The sequence below is a fragment of the Bacteroidota bacterium genome (assembly GCA_039714315.1).
Classification (GTDB): Bacteria; Bacteroidota; Bacteroidia; order Flavobacteriales; family JADGDT01; genus JADGDT01.
Genome location: JBDLJM010000063.1, coordinates 1 through 17,339, shown reverse-complemented (window position 1 = coordinate 17,339; position 17,339 = coordinate 1). Strand labels below are relative to the sequence as shown.

The 17,339-nt window shown below is 35.8% G+C and carries 16 protein-coding genes; 1 reads left to right on the top strand and 15 read right to left on the bottom strand.

Annotated elements, in window-relative coordinates:
* Positions 1–233, top strand: a 233-nt coding sequence (locus tag ABFR62_07920) for a hypothetical protein (GenBank protein MEN8138344.1), incomplete at its 5' end; no start/stop codon positions are given.
* A 34-nt stretch (positions 234–267) separates the two neighbouring features.
* Here ABFR62_07920 and ABFR62_07915 read toward each other — a convergent pair.
* The 15 genes from ABFR62_07915 to rpmH form a co-directional block, all read right to left on the bottom strand.
* Positions 268–771 (bottom strand): DUF6265 family protein, encoded by a 504-nt coding sequence (locus ABFR62_07915; protein ID MEN8138343.1) that lies wholly within the window; start codon positions 769–771, stop codon positions 268–270.
* A 240-nt stretch (positions 772–1,011) separates the two neighbouring features.
* Positions 1,012–1,812, bottom strand: a complete 801-nt coding sequence (locus tag ABFR62_07910; protein ID MEN8138342.1) for an alpha/beta fold hydrolase — start codon at positions 1,810–1,812, stop codon at positions 1,012–1,014.
* A 141-nt stretch (positions 1,813–1,953) separates the two neighbouring features.
* On the bottom strand, positions 1,954–2,244 hold the full coding sequence (locus tag ABFR62_07905) for a hypothetical protein (GenBank protein MEN8138341.1): 291 nt from the start codon (positions 2,242–2,244) through the stop codon (positions 1,954–1,956).
* A gap of 36 nt (positions 2,245–2,280) precedes the next feature.
* Positions 2,281–3,252: an NAD(P)-dependent alcohol dehydrogenase gene (locus ABFR62_07900; GenBank protein ID MEN8138340.1), complete on the bottom strand. Its 972-nt coding sequence runs from the start codon at positions 3,250–3,252 to the stop codon at positions 2,281–2,283.
* Positions 3,253–3,599: 347 nt separating this feature from the next.
* The gene (locus ABFR62_07895; GenBank protein ID MEN8138339.1) at positions 3,600–4,373 is read right to left on the bottom strand and encodes an MBL fold metallo-hydrolase; all 774 of its coding nucleotides are present in this window, start codon (positions 4,371–4,373) and stop codon (positions 3,600–3,602) included.
* 147 nt (positions 4,374–4,520) lie between these two features.
* A complete protein-coding gene (locus tag ABFR62_07890) occupies positions 4,521–4,706 on the bottom strand; it encodes a hypothetical protein (GenBank protein ID MEN8138338.1) in 186 nt (61 codons plus the stop codon).
* 360 nt (positions 4,707–5,066) lie between these two features.
* Positions 5,067–6,227 (bottom strand): mechanosensitive ion channel, encoded by a 1,161-nt coding sequence (locus tag ABFR62_07885; GenBank protein ID MEN8138337.1) that lies wholly within the window; start codon positions 6,225–6,227, stop codon positions 5,067–5,069.
* 363 nt (positions 6,228–6,590) lie between these two features.
* On the bottom strand, positions 6,591–9,671 hold the full coding sequence (locus ABFR62_07880; GenBank protein ID MEN8138336.1) for a hypothetical protein: 3,081 nt from the start codon (positions 9,669–9,671) through the stop codon (positions 6,591–6,593).
* 5 nt (positions 9,672–9,676) lie between these two features.
* Positions 9,677–10,459 (bottom strand): outer membrane lipoprotein-sorting protein, encoded by a 783-nt coding sequence (locus ABFR62_07875; protein ID MEN8138335.1) that lies wholly within the window; start codon positions 10,457–10,459, stop codon positions 9,677–9,679.
* Between the two features lie 234 nt (positions 10,460–10,693).
* Positions 10,694–11,251 (bottom strand): 2-oxoacid:acceptor oxidoreductase family protein, encoded by a 558-nt coding sequence (locus ABFR62_07870; protein MEN8138334.1) that lies wholly within the window; start codon positions 11,249–11,251, stop codon positions 10,694–10,696.
* A 6-nt stretch (positions 11,252–11,257) separates the two neighbouring features.
* Positions 11,258–12,043, bottom strand: coding sequence for a thiamine pyrophosphate-dependent enzyme (locus tag ABFR62_07865; GenBank protein ID MEN8138333.1), 786 nt, complete (start codon positions 12,041–12,043; stop codon positions 11,258–11,260).
* A complete protein-coding gene (locus tag ABFR62_07860; protein MEN8138332.1) occupies positions 12,034–13,134 on the bottom strand; it encodes a 3-methyl-2-oxobutanoate dehydrogenase subunit VorB in 1,101 nt (366 codons plus the stop codon). The genes ABFR62_07865 and ABFR62_07860 overlap by 10 nt, the downstream gene beginning before the upstream one ends.
* 23 nt (positions 13,135–13,157) lie before the next feature.
* Positions 13,158–13,391 (bottom strand): 4Fe-4S binding protein, encoded by a 234-nt coding sequence (locus tag ABFR62_07855; GenBank protein ID MEN8138331.1) that lies wholly within the window; start codon positions 13,389–13,391, stop codon positions 13,158–13,160.
* A gap of 672 nt (positions 13,392–14,063) precedes the next feature.
* Complete coding sequence (carB, locus tag ABFR62_07850; GenBank protein ID MEN8138330.1) at positions 14,064–16,913, bottom strand: carbamoyl-phosphate synthase large subunit; 2,850 nt, start codon at positions 16,911–16,913, stop codon at positions 14,064–14,066.
* A gap of 135 nt (positions 16,914–17,048) precedes the next feature.
* Positions 17,049–17,207: a 50S ribosomal protein L34 gene (gene rpmH, locus ABFR62_07845; GenBank protein ID MEN8138329.1), complete on the bottom strand. Its 159-nt coding sequence runs from the start codon at positions 17,205–17,207 to the stop codon at positions 17,049–17,051.
* Between the last annotated feature and the right edge of the window lie 132 nt (positions 17,208–17,339).

Here is a 17,339-nt window from a genome sequence, read left to right as displayed (position 1 = left end):
AAAAATACCTGCAAAAACTAGAGTCATTTTTCCAGTATATCAAACGCGAATTTAAGGTACAGAGAAAAGGAGCTAATATGACGCTTATGCCCGGTATAGGATTGGTGTTTGGCGTAGCAGTAGGTTCTTCTATGGGAAATATTGGTATGGGAATTGGAATTGGATTGGCCATAGGGGCAGGACTTGGTACTTATCTGGATAAAAAGGCAGAGAAAGAAAACAGGGTTTTTTAAGACACTATCCACTAAAGTGTGTAAGTTTAAAATATCAGGGTTTAACTTTTTTAAATTCAAATGGAATTTCCAAGTCTTTTCCTGATACACTGGCCTTAATTTTATTTCCTTCTTTCCAATATTTAATTTTATTAGGGAATTCTAATTCGGGGTTTTCACAAGTGAATTTATCCTTTTCCAGACTGGTTATTTCGAATTTTGTCCAATCGGTTTCACCCGGAGAAATTACTTCTAAATTCCATTTTTCACCCTTTCTTATGATCTTTATTTTCTCTTGTTTTACTGTGTCGTTGTTTTGAATGGTAAATCCAATCCCGTTATATTCTATCTCACTTTTTTTATCCCAGTTTTCGAAGGTTTCTTTTCCTTCTTCTTCATTAGTCCTTTGCCACTTACCTAATAACCAGTCAAAGTTTTCTGTTAATATTGGAGTCTCATTCTTTTGTGCTTCATTTTTTTTATCACTGATGTTTTTACATGCACTTAGGGATAAAATAGTAATTGCTATTAGCGAAAAATATATAGTAGCTTTTTTCATTTTTTTCTTTTTATGATCAATTAAACCAATTCAAGTTAATCATTTTTTTGATTTTACGGGCATATAACTCGTTGTATGGTTAATTGCTCTGTGTGAACATAATAATATGAGCACTCTCGATTGGATATCGGCGAAATGAGAGGCTTATCAACGAACTCTACGTCGCCAATAGATTTAGCTGTTTGATCATTTTTAAACTCTAATATTTTTTTTGAACAGCATTTTTGAGTTTTCGTTTTTTTATTCCGTTAATATATTTTTCAATTCTGTTTTATAATTTATATTTTCGGTCATTCCATTATGCCCCTGACCGTCTAAGATTATTAAGTTTATTTTTGTTTTAAATTCTTCTTTTAGTTTCAATGAAGAACCGTAATAAATTACTCTGTCCTGATTTCCGTGAAAAATTGAGACCGGAGTTTTACAATTTTTCAAATATTCATTCGTAGCAAATTTGTATTTTAGAATAAATGTTGGAATAAAAGAAAATCTACGACGCATCATATCGGTTAAGTTATAGTATGGTGCCTGTAAAATTAATTGTTTAGCATTATTTTCAGAAGCCAGTTTCGAGGCTGGTCCGGTTCCGATAGAGTATCCTAAAATGATAATATTCTCTTCTTTGTATCTTTTCTTTAATTCGTTATAAAGGGTTTGGTTATCATTAAATAATTGTTCCTGTCCGCTTATTTTCCCTTCACTTTTACCATAACCTCTATAGTCTGGAATAAATATATCATAGTTTAAGTCGGTATAAGTATTAGCAACATTTCCCCACGAACTTAAAGAGCCTGCATTTCCGTGTAAATAAAAAATCAAACCTTTGGTACTATCAGCTTTAAATAACAGGCCATTCAGTAATTTTCCGTCGCTTGCTTTAATATTTAGCTCTTCAAATTCCTGATCAAAATTGAATTGATAATTTTTTTCCAGTTTTTGAGGGAAGAAAATTAATTTCTCCTGAAAAGAGTATAGGAGAACACACAGAACAATGTAAAGACCAAATATTACTTTCAATAATTTTAATAGTTTCTTTTTCATTTAAAGAATTTTTTAGGGAGTAAATATTATTAGAGTATATAATAAGAAATTTTGGCTTTGTATATTTTGTTTTTGCACAAATTTATATGTTAGCTAAAAAAAACAAGCACATGCTTTATGACCGCATGTTGAACGTAGGTTTTAAATTATTAGAATAAATAATAAAGTAAATACTAAAAGAGATGCTAAAATTGTGAAGATTATTTCCTTTATTTTATCTTTTTTAGCACGATTTCGAACTCTTATTATTGCCTCGTCAAGTTCTTTACCCGTTAGTGTTTTAAAGTTAAATTGGTCATTTTTTTTAATTATACCAGAGTTAAAATCGTTATATAATTTCTCTCTTCTTGATTTTAGTTTGACAGATGGCCTGAGCTCACGATTTTGTTTCATCCGTGTAATCATATCCATCACATGTCCTCCAAATCCCATCTTATGTGGTTTTGATGTTCGTTATTCTATTAATTTTCAAACTACATTTATCACTACATTTCCTCTTTTGTGTCCGCTTTCTACGTATCTGTGAGCTTCTACAATTTGTTCTAATTTATAGCTTTTATCTATGAATGTTTTTAGCTTTCCTGTCTCAAAAAGTTTAATAAGATCTTTGAGGTTGGCCAGGCGCTCCGGAAGTGGTCGGAGTCCTGTAGCCGAAAACTTTACTTTCTTACTGTTGAACATAGTAGTCCAAAACATTTGAAAAAGTATTGAAAGTGTAAGAACAGGATTAAGGTAGATTCCTCTTTGTTTAAGTGAGTTTTTACATTTTGAAAATGAACTCTTACCTGCCACATCAAAAATAACATCGTATGTCAGGCCGTTTTTAATAAAATCTTCATTAGTGTAATCAATTACTCTATCAGCTCCCAATGATTTTACCATTTCCAAATTAGCGGTACTGCATACCCCTGTAACTTCCATCCCAAACACTTTGGCAATCTGTACTGCAGCTGAACCTACACTTCCTGAAGCACCATTAATGAGAATTTTTTGTCCACTCCGAATATTTGCTTTTACTTTAAGGAAATTCCATGCTGTTAATGCCGAACAGACAGGGGTAGCTTCCTCATTGGTTATATTAGGGGGTTTTATTGACAAAAGACCCGCTTCAGAAATACAGACATACTCGGCATAACACCCAAAATTTGAACCGGTAGATCCGAAAATCCGGTCACCTATTTTAAATTGCTTTACATCTTTGCCCACTGCTTCAATCTCTCCGGCAAATTCAGTTCCAAGTATTGACTTTTTTGGTTTTGTAAAACCAATAATAACTCTTGTAAAATACGGTTTACCCTTTCGTTGTAAAGGATCCTCTGTTGCTACAGCTACCGTAAATATTCTTATCAGTATTTCATTGTCCTTCGGAATAGGTTTTTCCAATTCTTTGAGCTGAAGAACTTCTGGCGGCCCGTATTTAGTACAAGTAACAGCTTTCATATTTTCTATATCCTCTAATATTCGAATCTGGTTATTTGTTGTTTTTTAATTATGACTTACTGTAAATTTATTAAATTTTAATTCACCTCAAAATTTATCCGTTAGCTCGAGAAATTAATCTTAGGTTTCTGTGATGTGATGGGGAATTGAGCACAACGTTCTTGGCTCGTAGTTTGGGCATTTTCGAAGAAGGAAACTACCATGTTAGCACAAGCACCGCAAAATTTATTATTTAATTTGTATGCGAAAAACAATAAATTTTGCGGTGTGGATTTTGTTTAAATGCAGAACTTTCAGCTTTGCACTAAACTGCCCAATTACGTATGATCCCTTGTTGGGAGCCGGCTTTAAACGCTAATAAATTCAAAAGATTCTCCATCATTAGGGATAAATGCTTTATCAGTTAATCCATGTTTTTCCAGTAATTCTTTCAATTTAATTCTCGTTGTTGGACAATGATTTACGGCATCCATATGATTGGCATAAACTTTATTTGGAAAGTTTTTTATAAACTTGATGAGATCATCCGGTTTCATCAATAATGGTCCGCCAAAATCGAACTGAGCCGACCCTGCTGCAAGTACTGACAATTTTGGATTTAAATCTTTAAAAACTTTGTCCATATCCTTTGTGTAAATAGTATCAGAGCTTATAAAAATACTTGAATTATCTTTGAACTGAATATTAAAGCCCATTACATTTCCCATTAATTTTGCAATAAAACCATAACCGTGAACAGCCGGTGTCCCTGTTATTTTTCCACCTAAAAATTCCTGAGGTTCCCAATAGTTCAATTTTTGGGTAATATTTAAGCCTTTCTTTAGCAGCTTCTTTTCATCAAGTTTACTGCAAATTACGGGGATGTTTTTTTCTTTCAGAAACTTATACCCTGCATCGTCTAAATGATCAGGATGTAAATGAGTAATTAACGCATGTGTTACTTTATTAAGTATCTCTGTACTGTTGGCAGGCAACTCTACGTAAGGATTGCGTCTTATTTTATGGCGGAAAAATGCAAAAGGAGGTATTGAACCTTTTTTCCCTAACATTGGATCGATTAAAATAAAATCATTGTCTTTCTCAATTACAAAAGTCGCACTTCTTAAATGATGTATTATCATAACTTACTGTTTTAGGAATATTTATAAATTTATATCATCATAGCTCCATTCTTTATTGCGCTGTATTATATAGCAGTTTACAGGGATTTCACCGTATAGTAATATCTTTTCAATTTGCTGTATACTCGCCTGATAATAAATGTCCTGCTAACCATCAGTAATGAAGTTGTGTTCGATTTTTACTTCATCATATGGTGTAGTTATAGTTTCATCACCTGTCAGTTTCGCTTTTTCAAGAGCTATTAAATTACTATCATCTGTCTTTGAATTATTCTGAAAAGAAAATATCAAAAACAGTGATATAAAACCTAAGCCTAATATTGTTTTCTTCATGTCGTATAAAATTATCATTGTTAATTCAAAGTTATTCGATTTCTACGAATTACTTCGTTCAATAAGTCTATAACTTGTTAAAGTTCAGGTATGTATGTTTTCGGCTCTCCCTAGAAATAGCTATAAGAATATATTTGTTATTTATGAAGTTTAATACAGAATTTCATTCCTTAAAATCTGTATCTAAATCTATGGTATTTAATACGGGTATGTGTTTAAGGGATAATTATTAATAAAAAACAGTTGATAGGCGAAGTGTTCCTGGTTATTATTGTCTGTTTATGCGGGTGTATATTAAGGTAGAAAAACACCCTCAATTTTCATTGAGGGTGCTAATATTCATTTTTTATCAACTATGTATTATTTAAACTTATCTAATATCCTGTCCATAAATTTTCCACCGGCTTCTCTTCCTCCTAATCCGAATGAGAGTACTATAGTCAATGCCACAGTACCAAGTGATATTCCGAATGCAAGGTTTATAATATCTTCTGCAATACCCATTGCATTTAAACCAATAGCAAGGAATACCGACATTATAGCAACCCGAATAATTGTTCCTACAAACTTATCGGTATCTTTCTTCGTATAGTTGTTATACGCAATGTTTGCTATCCAGCTTCCAATTGCCAGAATAGTTAATCCAAATATTATGTTCCCGGCATAGTTTAGAACAATGTTAATGGTTTTAGACAGCCGTGTAAACTCCAGCTGTTCCACTGCTGTCATTAATCCCATTATAATAATAAATGCATATGCAATATTGCTTATTACCTTTACAAGATTAGATTTGCCAAGAACGGAATCCAGATTCATTTTTGCGGCAATTTCATTGAGGTTTAAACTTTCCAGCAAGCTTTGAAGTAGCGACACTAGTAGCTTTCCTCCTATAACTGTTACTATAAGTATAAGTGTTGCTAAAATTATTTTTGGTATTGCGCCGATAAATTTACCAAGCATATCAGTGGCAGGATCAGATATAGCCGTAATATTTAATTTTTCGAATGCAATAATAAGTATAGGTATGAAAATAAATATGAATACTATTTTCTTTAAAACAACTACTAAGTCAATACCATCAGGTATATTTAGCTTAGGAATATAAGATCTGATAGTATTTCCGCTTAACTCTACCAGTTCCGAAACTATTTTAGCTAATATATAACCCACGTAAACAATAATACCTACAGCAATTAAATTAGGTATTACACCGAAGAATTCATTAAGCATTTCTCTCAACGGAGCTAATACCTGACTGATGCCAAGATGCTCAAGAGTCAGAATAAATACAAGGATAATAACAAAAAAGTAAACTAATTTGGAGAGGAATTTTGAAGGTACGAAGGAGCCGTCCTTTATGAGCTTATCCATTCCGGTTTTACTTAGTAATTTAGCTAAAAACTTTTTTAGTATTTTGGCAAAAATAACTCCTAAAATCAGTATTAGTATCGCTCCCAAAACACCGGGTAAGATATTGCCAAAAGTTTGTGACAAGTTTTGAATGAAAGTTTCTAAATGCATTTTTGAATTAATTTTATTATACCTACTTCAAAATTCAGTTGGCTTTTCGGCATATTCCCAACTATATATCTGTAATTTTTTTTTCAATAAACATGCATTGGCTATAAATGGGTGTTAACCCATAAATAACCAGTGTAGGTAAATTCTTATATAAATTTATAACTTTTTATTGTAATAAAGTGATATTTATATATGAAAATGAGATATAATTAACTGATTTACAGTAAATAAGGTGGATATATGTTTGTTGAGAGGAAAAGAGTAAGTAAAATATTATTGAAGGCTATTTGTTATTTGGTACAAAAAAACACTCCCGCTGTGAGGCAGGAGTGTTTTATCAGGACTAGTTATGTTACTAAATTACTAACTCTGTTTTAGAAAGTTGTCATAACTTTTTATCTGTGGTTTTTCCAAAGAGTTTTTGTCGAGATATTTGTAGTATTTTTCAATTCTCTTCTCTTTTATTTTATCCAGGTCTTTTTCAGCTTCGTAATACCTGTTTAATACCATATCCACATTTTGCATCTGAGTATAGGTAGGAGCAGAGTAGTTAGAAGTAATTGTACTGTAAATATCTCCCAGTTTTTCTCTAAGCTGAGGTTCTGATGATCCTACATAGTTGTCGCCCGTTGTAATTACAAGCGATTCCTTAAGAGTTGTAAGTTCCTCAAGCATTTTTGAGAACTTATCTTTGTTAAGTTTACCTTCTTTTATGTAGTTGTCGTAATTATCTAATACAGCATCGATTTCATAAACCATATAAGCCAACTCTTGGGTTTTGTCGTAGAGTTTCATGCTTACTTCGTGCTGTTTACTTCTGTCCTCTGCACTTATCGAAGATTTAGGGTCGTATTTAACCTCAAAATCCTGTTCGTAAGAGTTCTTTCCCTTAGTCATAACCAGCTTGTATTTGCCGGCTTCGACTCTTGGGGACATCATTCCGCCAAATGAGAAAGTTTTTCCTTTTGCCACTTTTGGAATTTTAATAGAATAATTCCAGTAAACCATGTTGATGCCTTTTTGTTTACTTGGGGCTAAATCAATTATTTTTTCACCATTTTGGTTTTGTACTTCCATTTTCATCTTACCGAAAGTGTGTCGTTTTTTCAGGTAGTATACAAACTTAGCCTGGCTGTTGGCATTTGGTCCTACAAACTGTGTTTCGGTACTTCCCCCGCCAAAAGAACTTTTATCTTTCATTATAGCAGGTTTGGGAGTAAAGAAATGAACATTTTCGGACAAGACATCCTGGCTTATCTCTCTTAAAGGACTAATGTCGTCGATTATTATAATCCCTCTACCATGAGTTCCCATAACTATGTCGTTGGTTTTCTCCTGAAGAGCGATATGATGAACAGCAACCGAAGGCATGTTGTTAGTGAACTTCGACCAGTTTTCACCTCCGTTTACGGTAATATATAAACCAAATTCAGTTCCGAGGAATAACAGGTTTTCGTTTTTACTATCTTCCTGTATATTTCTTGCAAAACCATCAATTTCGTTGGTAACTATCGATTTCCACGTGTTACCGTAATCGGTAGTTTTATACACATAAGTATTTTTGTTGTTTGTTGTATGACCGTCGAAAACAGCATAAGCCGATGCTTTGTCGAAATGGGATGCTTCGATATGGTAACACCATGTATTTGCAGGTAAATCGGGGATGTTTTTAATTACGTTATCCCAACTTTTACCACCGTTTTTACTCACCTGTACATTTCCGTCGTCGGTTCCTGCCCAAATAACATTCTCATCCAGACCGGATTCGGCTATAGTAAATATTGTGCAGTGATTTTCGGCTCCGGAATTATCTTTTGATATTCCTCCGGACTCTTCCTGCATCTGTTTGTTTTTATCATTAGTTGTTAAATCCGGCGAGATTTTAGTCCAGGTATCACCCATATCGTCTGATTTATAAAGAAACTGGGCTGCAGTATAAATTCTGTCAGGATTGTTTTTACTCAATGCCATTGGAGCGTTCCAGTTGAAACGCAATTTTGGATCACCTTTTGCAGGGTAAGGTTTAATCTGTGTTATTTGATCCTTTTTTATATCATATCGCCATATATTATCGGCTCCCTGCATTTCGGAGTAGATGATTCCTTTTTCCGGATGTCGGTAAACTCTAAATCCGTCACCATATCCAATTCTATTCCAGTCGCGGGCCTCAATACCTCCCGGGCTGGAAGAAGGACCATACCACGATCCGTTATCCTGTAAGCCACCGTAAATATTATAAGGTTCCGCATTATCGACACTTATGTGGTAAAACTGCGAAACAGGGATGTTTTCTGCAATTTCCATAGTGTTGCCCTTGCTCCAGGTTCTGTAGAAACCACCGTCGGTTGCGGCATAAAATCTGTCGGAATCGTTTATGTCGAACCAATAATCGTGGATATCGGCATGCATTCCTCCTATAGATTTAAATGTTTTTCCACCGTCTTTTGAAATGGAGCCCATTAAGCCTCCTTTTAGTATAACATCCGGGTTTTTAGGGTCAATAACTATTCTTGAAAAATAGAAGGGTCTTACGGTTAATTCAAAGTCGTCGTTCAGATGTTTCCAGTTTTTACCGCCGTCATCCGATCTGTAAAGACCTTTGCCTTCTTTTGATTCTACAATCGAATAAAGAATATTGCTGTTCGAGGGAGCCAGGGCAAATCCTATTCTGCCAAGTTTACCCCCCGGAAAGCCATTGTGTATTTTATTCCATGTTTTTCCCGCGTCAACCGACTTATACAGTGCACTGTTTGTTCCTCCCGATTCGAAAGACCATGCTGTTCTTCGAAATTCCCAAAATGAGGCATATAAAATATCCGGATTATTCGGATCCATTATTAAATCGGAACATCCCGTTTTTTCATTTACATAAAGGATTTTATCCCATGTTTTACCTCCATCGGTAGTTTTGTAAACTCCTCTTTCGTCAGAATCGCCCCATAGAGCTCCCAGTACTCCAACATACACTTCGTTTGAGTTTTTTGGGTTTATCTGTATGTCGCTAATTCTGTCGGAGTTTTCGAAACCGTATTTATTCCATGTTCTACCACCGTCTTCTGTTTTGTAAAGTCCGTTACCAACAGAAACACTGTTTCTTGTCCATGTTTCGCCTGTACCAACCCAGATAACTTTATCGGGTTGGCCCGGATCCACTTTTACAGTTCCAATAGATTGTACATAATCATCGAAAATAGAGTTAAAAGTAGCTCCACCGTCATTCGATTTCCAAACACCTCCGCCGGCTGTACCTGCGTAGATTATTCTATTATCGTTGGGATGTCCTTCGATATCGGTAATACGTCCACTCATTAGAGCCGGACCTATTTGGCGTGCAGTAATTCCACCAAACAGCTCTTCGCCGTTTAGTGAAATTTCTTTTTCCTGAGAAAATGATATTGTTTGAAGTAGTATTACTGAAACAATAATCCCGGTTAACTTCTTCATCTAAATTATGGCTTAGCAGTACCTGTTGACGCTGCTTCTTTTTTGGGGAAAGCAAATAATGAAGCTTCCACTTTTGGATTTAATTCTATAGATTCGATTGTTATAGTCTGGCCCTGAGGAGTTCCTTTAAGTTTTTGGGTTGAAGAGTAAGGAAAGTATAATCCTTCTACTTCCTGATAGTCGCTAAGTACGGTTTGGAAAGACTGGCCTTTCATCTGCCCCGTAAGAATTTCTTTTTCTACAACAATTGGTACAAAGTTTTCATCGTCGAAATAATAGAAGCTTGCATTTTCTACTTCTTTACCATCGATTATTACCGGTTTTTTTGTGATTTTTATTTTGAAACAACTTGTACCTTCAACAGTTTCTTTGCCTATCAATTCAACTTTGTAACCTTTACTTTTATAGTCGATAAAGGCATTTGGAAAATCTAAGGTTTCATCCTTCATAATTTTAGTTTGCTCTTCATTTTGTTTTTCGGCTTCCATGGTCATCATGTTATGCCCCCAAAGAACTTCACCGTCGAATACCTGAGATTTCACTTCTTTTCCCTGAAATGTAAAAGTAACCATAGTTTTTCCGTCTTTCATCGAAATGATCTCCAGGGGTATTTCCATTCCCTGTCCCATGGTTTTGGCTTTAGTTAATGTACCTTCAACCTTGGCCCAGTTTTCTTTACCGCCTACCGTTTCCCAGTAGTTGTCGATTATTTCATCAGCAGTTTGTGCAGAAATTGTCTGGCTAAAGCCAATAAGCAAAGTCAATGCAAGTGTTTTTAAAATTTTCATACTAAGATTATTTTGAGTTAATTTATTATTTAATAATTTAAATCTACAAATTCATTTTGTATTATCTTATTATTTATGAGTAATTTAACAATGTTTGTGAGTTGCAAAATAGAAAAGCCACTCTTAATATAATGTTTAAGAGTGGCTTTATTAGTGTAAAGTTGTTGTGTGTTATTACAAATGTATTTTAATAGAGCATTAGCTATGCTGAACCTAAAGGTTTTTGAAATACATTTAGTGTTGAACGGCAAATACTGCTTCAACATTGTTCTGCCCCATTTCTATGGCATCTTCGTTTAACGGGATTAGGTGATGATAACGTACGTTTAGGGATTTTTTCAATCCCAAAACAACATTTTCAACTTTTACAACGGGCTTTATTTTTAGGAAAGCACCAAAAACAATCATGTTGAAAATTTTTGGATTTCCCATATTTTTAGCCAGTTTGGCACCTTCGATAGTATAAATATTTATATCTGTTCTGGTTGGCGGATTTACTATACCGTTAGGGTCGTAAAGGAGAACACCACCCGGTTTAACTTCTTTCTCGAATTTATCCAACGACTGTTGGTTGAGTATGATAGCAGTGTCAAACTCGTGAAGTATTGGTGATGAAATTCTCTCATCGCTTACTATAACGGTAACATTTGCCGTACCTCCACGCATTTCAGGACCGTATGACGGCATCCAGCTCACTTCCTGATCCTGCATAATTCCGGAGTATGCCAATATTTTTCCCATCGATAAAACTCCCTGTCCACCAAAACCAGCTATAATTATTTCTTCTGTCATGATTTTCTAGTTTTGATTATTTACGATTACACCGTTTTTCTTAATCTGCCCCAATGGATAATACGGGAACATATTGTCGACCATCCATTCGTTAGATTTTACCGGAGTCATTTTCCATCCCGAATTACAGTTTGATACGATTTCAACAAACTGAGTCCCTTTTTTATCCATCGCATCTTTAAAAGCCTGTTTAATTGCTTTCTTGGCTTTGCGTACGTGATTTGCAGTATGAACTGCATGGCGGGAAACATTATATGTACCTTCGAGCTGAGCAACCAGTTCGGTCATTTTTAAAGGATTTCCATTTAGCTCTGAAGTACGTCCGTATGGCGAAGTAGACGACTTCATACCCATTAGGGTAGTGGGAGCCATTTGTCCTCCTGTCATACCATAGATTCCGTTATTAACGAATATTATAACGATATTTTCACCACGGTTACATGCGTGAATAGTTTCGGAAGTACCAATCGCAGCAAGGTCGCCATCGCCCTGATAAGTAAAGATTACTTTTTCGGGTAAAACTCTTGATAGCGCTGTTGCCACGGCAGGGGCTCTACCGTGTGCAGCCTGTTGCATATCGATATTCATAAATTCGTATGCCAAAACAGAGCAGCCAACCGGAGCTACTCCGATGGTTTTTTCTGTGATGTCAAGCTCTTCAACAACTTCCATTGTGATTCTATGAGCCGTACCATGACCACAACCGGGACAATAAGACAACTCCTTGTCGGTCATGTTTTTGGTTTTTGTATAAACCAAATTTTCAGGTTTTATTATATCTTTTAAGTCCATTGTACCTCCTCAATAATTTGATTTTCTAATGCTTCTAAAACTTCGGCAGGGGTAGGGATAATTCCACCATTTCGACCATAATGCTCTACTTTGGCTTTGCCGTTTACTGCAAGTTTTACATCTTCTACCATCTGGCCTGCGCTCATCTCAACACTTAAGAACCCTTTTACACCTCTATCGGTGTATTCCCGGATTATCTTCGTAGGATAAGGGAAAAGGGTAATTGGTCTTAAAAGTCCAACTTTAATACCTTTTTCTCTCGCTAAGCTTAAAGTTTTTTGAGCGATTCTGGCACTTGAACCATAGGCTACCATGATGTATTCGGCATCATCGCACATAATCTCTTCAAATCTAACCTCTTCATCTTCCATACGTTTGTATTTAGACTGAAGGAGTTTGTTATGATCTTCCATTCGGTGTGAATCCAGATCGAGAGAAGTAATAATGTTTCGTTCCCTGTCAGGAGTTTTGCCTGTTGTGGCCCATGATCCATTGAGGCTTTTTACTTCTTCTTCTGTCCAGCGGTCTTTTTGTTCTTTAAAAATAACTTTTTCCATCATTTGACCAATAACACCATCGGATAAAATCATTACAGGGTTACGGTATTTAAATGCCATTTCAAAAGCATCTTCAACAAAATCGGCCATTTCCTGAACGGATGACGGGGCTAATACCAATAATTTATAATCGCCATGTCCGCCACCTTTTACAGCCTGAAAATAATCGGCCTGAGAAGGTTGAATTGTACCGAGACCCGGTCCTCCACGTACAACGTTTAAGATAACTGCCGGCAGTTCTGCTCCGGCCATATAAGAAATTCCTTCAAGTTTCAGGCTGATACCGGGACTTGAAGATGAGGTTAACACTTTTTTTCCGGCTCCTGCAGCACCGTAAACCATGTTTATTGCTGCAATTTCACTTTCGGCCTGTAACACAACCATCCCTGTGCGCAAGTGTGGTTGTTCGGTCATCAGGTATTCTATTACCTCTGATTGGGGGGTAATAGGATATCCGAAATATGCATCGGCACCGACGCGTATTGCTGCTTCGGCAAACGCCTCGTTTCCTTTCATTAATTTAACTTCTGCCATGTCTTAATAAAATTTTAATAATACTAGGCAGATGCCTTTTTAGTTCTATATACGGTAATTACTCCATCAGGACAAACCGTGGCACAATGCGTACATCCTGTACATGCCTCAGGGTTTAACATAAAGGCATAAGCATAGCCTTTTATATTTACCTCTTTGGTCATGTCGATTACATTCGTCGGACATGCATCAACACAAAGTTCACACCCCTTGCACTTGTCAATATCAACGACAATGGCTCCTATAACTTTAGACATCTGGTTGTTTATGTTTGGTTAGAATTGATTCTATGTAAATGTACTAAATTATAATAAAATGAAAGCGAAACTGTATTTACAATGTTTAATGTATTTTAATGTGAAACTGAGGATATGGTAAAAAAAATATACTGTAAGTATTGTTGTTAGTGTGAAACGGGTTGATTTATTGTTTTGTTGGTAAATCAATAGTATATATGTGTGATTTTAACGATAAGTAAATCAATGTCTTAGCGATTGTCGGGTGTGGAAATATTTGTTGTAAATAGTTGATTGAAACCCTATAAAGTGATAAAATATTTTTTCACCTGTTCTAACAGATTGTTATCTGAAAGAAATTGTTACAGTTGTTGTGGATTAATTTAGGTTTAAAGTTAGAAGGTCAAACCGACGAAATGAAATTCAGCGAACACTGTGTCTCGGCTTAGCCGATGAGTGGCTAAGAATAAAAGAGCCAGTGAGCTAAGGAGGTTACTTCGCTGGCATAATATTATATTCTTGATGCTCAGTGAATACATTTCAGCGAGCTAAAGTTAAAAGTTTACCCTGAGCTACGCCGAAGGGGGCAAAGTTTGAGTTGGTATTAAGATAGTACGTTATGCTCGCCAAATATGCATAAAAAAAATCACCCTCTTATGTAAGAAGGTGATTTGTATATAATATGTATAAAACTTATCGTTTCAGGTACATTTTTCTACGAGAATAGATTTCGTAGAAAGTGTCATCTTTTAAATTGTCGATGAATAGGATACCTTCTCCTGTTGAACGCATTTCAGGACCTAAGTTTTTGTTTACTTTAGGGAATTTATCGAAGGAGAAAACAGGTTGTTTAATCGCAAATCCATCTAATTTTGGATTGAAATTAAAATCTTTAACTTTTTTCTCGCCTAACATTACCTGAGTAGCGTAGTTTACATAAGGTTCGCCATAAGCTTTTGCTATAAACGGAACTGTACGTGATGCTCTTGGGTTTGCCTCGATGATGTAAACTATATCATCTTTTATTGCAAACTGAACATTGATCAGACCAACAGTTTTTAATGCTATGGCAATATTTTTTGTGTGGTCTTTTATTTGTTGCATTACAAATTCGCCAAGGTTAAATGGAGGAAGTACTGAGTTGGAATCACCGGAGTGAATTCCTGCGGGCTCAATGTGTTCCATTATTCCTATTATATAAACATCTTTGCCATCGCAAATAGCATCTGCTTCGGCTTCGATTGCTCCATCGAGGTAGTGGTCAAGAAGGATTTTATTTCCCGGAATATGGCGGTTTAGTTCAACAACATGTTGCTCCAGCTCATCTTCGTTAATAACAATTTTCATTCCCTGGCCTCCAAGTACATATGATGGACGAACTAAGATAGGATAATCAAGATCCTTAGCAGCCTCAACAGCTTCTTCAGCAGTTTCTATTGTAGTGAATTGAGGATAAGGAATTTTTAAGTCTCTCAATAAACTAGAGAAACGCCCTCTGTCTTCGGCTAAATCCAATGCTTCATAACTTGTACCGATAATTGGAATACCAAAGCGCTCAAGTTTTTCGGCAAGTTTCAATGCTGTTTGTCCACCGAGCTGAACTATTACTCCTTCCGGTTGTTCGTGCTTTATAATGTCGTAGATGTGCTCCCAGAAAACAGGTTCGAAATACAATTTGTCGGCTGTGTCAAAATCAGTGGAAACAGTTTCAGGATTACAGTTAATCATGATAGTTTCGTATTCAGATTCTTTTGCAGCCAAAACTCCGTGCACACAACAGTAGTCAAATTCAATACCCTGCCCAATACGGTTTGGTCCGGAACCAAGAACAACTATTTTTTTCTTGTCACTTTTTACACTTTCGTTTTCGGCATATCGGATACCATCGATAGTTTCCAATTCTTCTTCGAAAGTAGAATAGTAGTATGGTGTTACTGCTTCGAATTCTGCAGCACATGTATCAACAAGTTTGAAGACACGTTTAACTCCCATTTCTTCGCGCTTGATGTGAACCTTGCTTTCAAGTTCTCCAACAAGGTAACCAATTTGTCTGTCGGCAAAACCTGCTTGTTTTGCTTTTAATAACAAGTCCTTTGGAACGGTATCAAGAGTATAACTGCCAACTTCTTTTTGAAGCAGGTGCATCTCTTCGATCTGACGAAGGAACCAAGTGTCTATTTTTGTTATTTCGTGTATTTTTCTTATTGAAATACCTGCCTGAATAGCATCGTATAATGCGAAAACTCTATCCCAACTTGGGTTTTCAAGTTTTTCGATAATAACATCTTGTCGGGTAGAACCTTTCCCGTCGGCTCCAAGTCCGTTTCTGCTAATTTCAAGAGACTGAGTGGCTTTCTGTAGGGCCTCCTGGAAAGAACGACCAATAGCCATTACTTCTCCAACAGATTTCATTTGTAAACCTAAAGTTCTTTCAGAACCTTCGAATTTATCGAAATTCCAACGAGGAATTTTTACAATTACATAATCAAGAGTTGGTTCGAACAGAGCTGATGTTGATTTTGTAATTTGATTATCCAGTTCATCAAGATTATAGCCAATTGCCAGTTTTGAAGCTATTTTTGCAATAGGATATCCTGTTGCTTTCGATGCCAATGCAGATGAACGGGAAACACGAGGGTTAATTTCGATAGAAATAATATCTTCTTTTTCATCAGGACTTACTGCAAACTGAACGTTACATCCACCGGCAAAGTTTCCAATTCCCCGCATCATTTTTATTGCCTCATCACGCATTCTCTGATAAGTTTTATCAGAAAGTGTCATTGCAGGAGCAACAGTAATAGAATCACCTGTATGGATTCCCATAGGATCCATGTTTTCGATAGTAGTAATGATAATTACATTATCGTTGTTGTCTCTCAATAACTCTAATTCGTACTCTTTCCAGCCAAGTAAAGCTTTGTCTATAAGAACTTCGTGGATAGGCGAAGCTTCCAAACCTCTTGTAAGCAGCTCGTCGTAATCTTCTTCTTTGTAAACGATAGATGCTCCTGATCCACCAAGTGTAAAAGACGGACGAATTACTAAGGGGAATCCAAATTCCTGTGCTATTTCTTTTCCTTCCAGGTATGAAGTGGCAATTTTGGATGGAGCTACACCAACACCAAGTTCTATCATAAGTTTACGGAACAACTCACGGTCTTCGGTGATATTGATGGCATCGATGTCAACACCAATCATATTTACTCCGTATTCTTCCCAAATGCCTTTATCCTGGGCTTCAATAGCAAGGTTCAATGCAGTTTGTCCCCCCATAGTTGGAAGTACTGCATCAATGTCGTGCTTTTGAAGAATCTCCTCAATAGATTTTGTCGTTAGTGGTTTTAGATAAATATTATCTGCAACCACAGGATCTGTCATAATTGTAGCCGGATTTGAGTTTATTAATGTAACTTCAATACCTTCTTCGCGCAATGAACGTGCCGCTTGGGAACCTGAATAATCAAATTCTGCTGCCTGCCCGATAATGATCGGACCACTTCCAATAATTAAAACCGATTTTATCTCTTCTCTTCTTGGCATTTTGTAGGAAATTCTAATTGTTAACGTCTAATTGTTTAAAAATCTGAAATTTACGGATAATTTATTTACCAGATATAAAAAAAGGCGTTGAACTTAAAGTACAACACCTTTTATATTTTTTTACCTAAATCCATCTTATCTTTTGTGACGACCTTCACTCGATACTGATGCTTTAGCTCTACCTTTAGCTCTTCTTCTAGCTAAAACTTTTCTACCACTGGCAGAAGACATTCTTTCTCTGAAACCGTGCTTGTTTCTTCTTTTTCTGTTCGATGGTTGGAACGTTCTTTTCATCTCTCAATAATTTTTACTTCCCTCCCGGGTCGTTTATAATATAATACTACTTTATTTCAATAATATACACTCACTTCTCCGTAAGCGGGTGCAAATATATAAATAAATATCTGTTTAACAAAGTATAACTTT

What these genes read in the sequence shown, in the direction of transcription:
- ABFR62_07885 (MEN8138337.1), bottom strand. Translation starts at nt 6,227, where the DNA reads ATGCATTTAGAAACTTTCATTCAAAACTTGTCACAAACTTTTGGCAAT.
- ABFR62_07890 (MEN8138338.1), bottom strand. Translation starts at nt 4,706, where the DNA reads ATGAAGAAAACAATATTAGGCTTAGGTTTTATATCACTGTTTTTGATA.
- ABFR62_07895 (MEN8138339.1), bottom strand. Translation starts at nt 4,373, where the DNA reads ATGATAATACATCATTTAAGAAGTGCGACTTTTGTAATTGAGAAAGAC.
- ABFR62_07880 (MEN8138336.1), bottom strand. Translation starts at nt 9,671, where the DNA reads ATGAAGAAGTTAACCGGGATTATTGTTTCAGTAATACTACTTCAAACA.
- ABFR62_07915 (MEN8138343.1), bottom strand. Translation starts at nt 771, where the DNA reads ATGAAAAAAGCTACTATATATTTTTCGCTAATAGCAATTACTATTTTA.
- ABFR62_07875 (MEN8138335.1), bottom strand. Translation starts at nt 10,459, where the DNA reads ATGAAAATTTTAAAAACACTTGCATTGACTTTGCTTATTGGCTTTAGC.
- ABFR62_07910 (MEN8138342.1), bottom strand. Translation starts at nt 1,812, where the DNA reads ATGAAAAAGAAACTATTAAAATTATTGAAAGTAATATTTGGTCTTTAC.
- ABFR62_07865 (MEN8138333.1), bottom strand. Translation starts at nt 12,043, where the DNA reads ATGGACTTAAAAGATATAATAAAACCTGAAAATTTGGTTTATACAAAA.
- ABFR62_07860 (MEN8138332.1), bottom strand. Translation starts at nt 13,134, where the DNA reads ATGGCAGAAGTTAAATTAATGAAAGGAAACGAGGCGTTTGCCGAAGCA.
- carB (MEN8138330.1), bottom strand. Translation starts at nt 16,913, where the DNA reads ATGCCAAGAAGAGAAGAGATAAAATCGGTTTTAATTATTGGAAGTGGT.
- ABFR62_07870 (MEN8138334.1), bottom strand. Translation starts at nt 11,251, where the DNA reads ATGACAGAAGAAATAATTATAGCTGGTTTTGGTGGACAGGGAGTTTTA.
- ABFR62_07855 (MEN8138331.1), bottom strand. Translation starts at nt 13,391, where the DNA reads ATGTCTAAAGTTATAGGAGCCATTGTCGTTGATATTGACAAGTGCAAG.
- ABFR62_07905 (MEN8138341.1), bottom strand. Translation starts at nt 2,244, where the DNA reads ATGGGATTTGGAGGACATGTGATGGATATGATTACACGGATGAAACAA.
- rpmH (MEN8138329.1), bottom strand. Translation starts at nt 17,207, where the DNA reads ATGAAAAGAACGTTCCAACCATCGAACAGAAAAAGAAGAAACAAGCAC.
- ABFR62_07900 (MEN8138340.1), bottom strand. Translation starts at nt 3,252, where the DNA reads ATGAAAGCTGTTACTTGTACTAAATACGGGCCGCCAGAAGTTCTTCAG.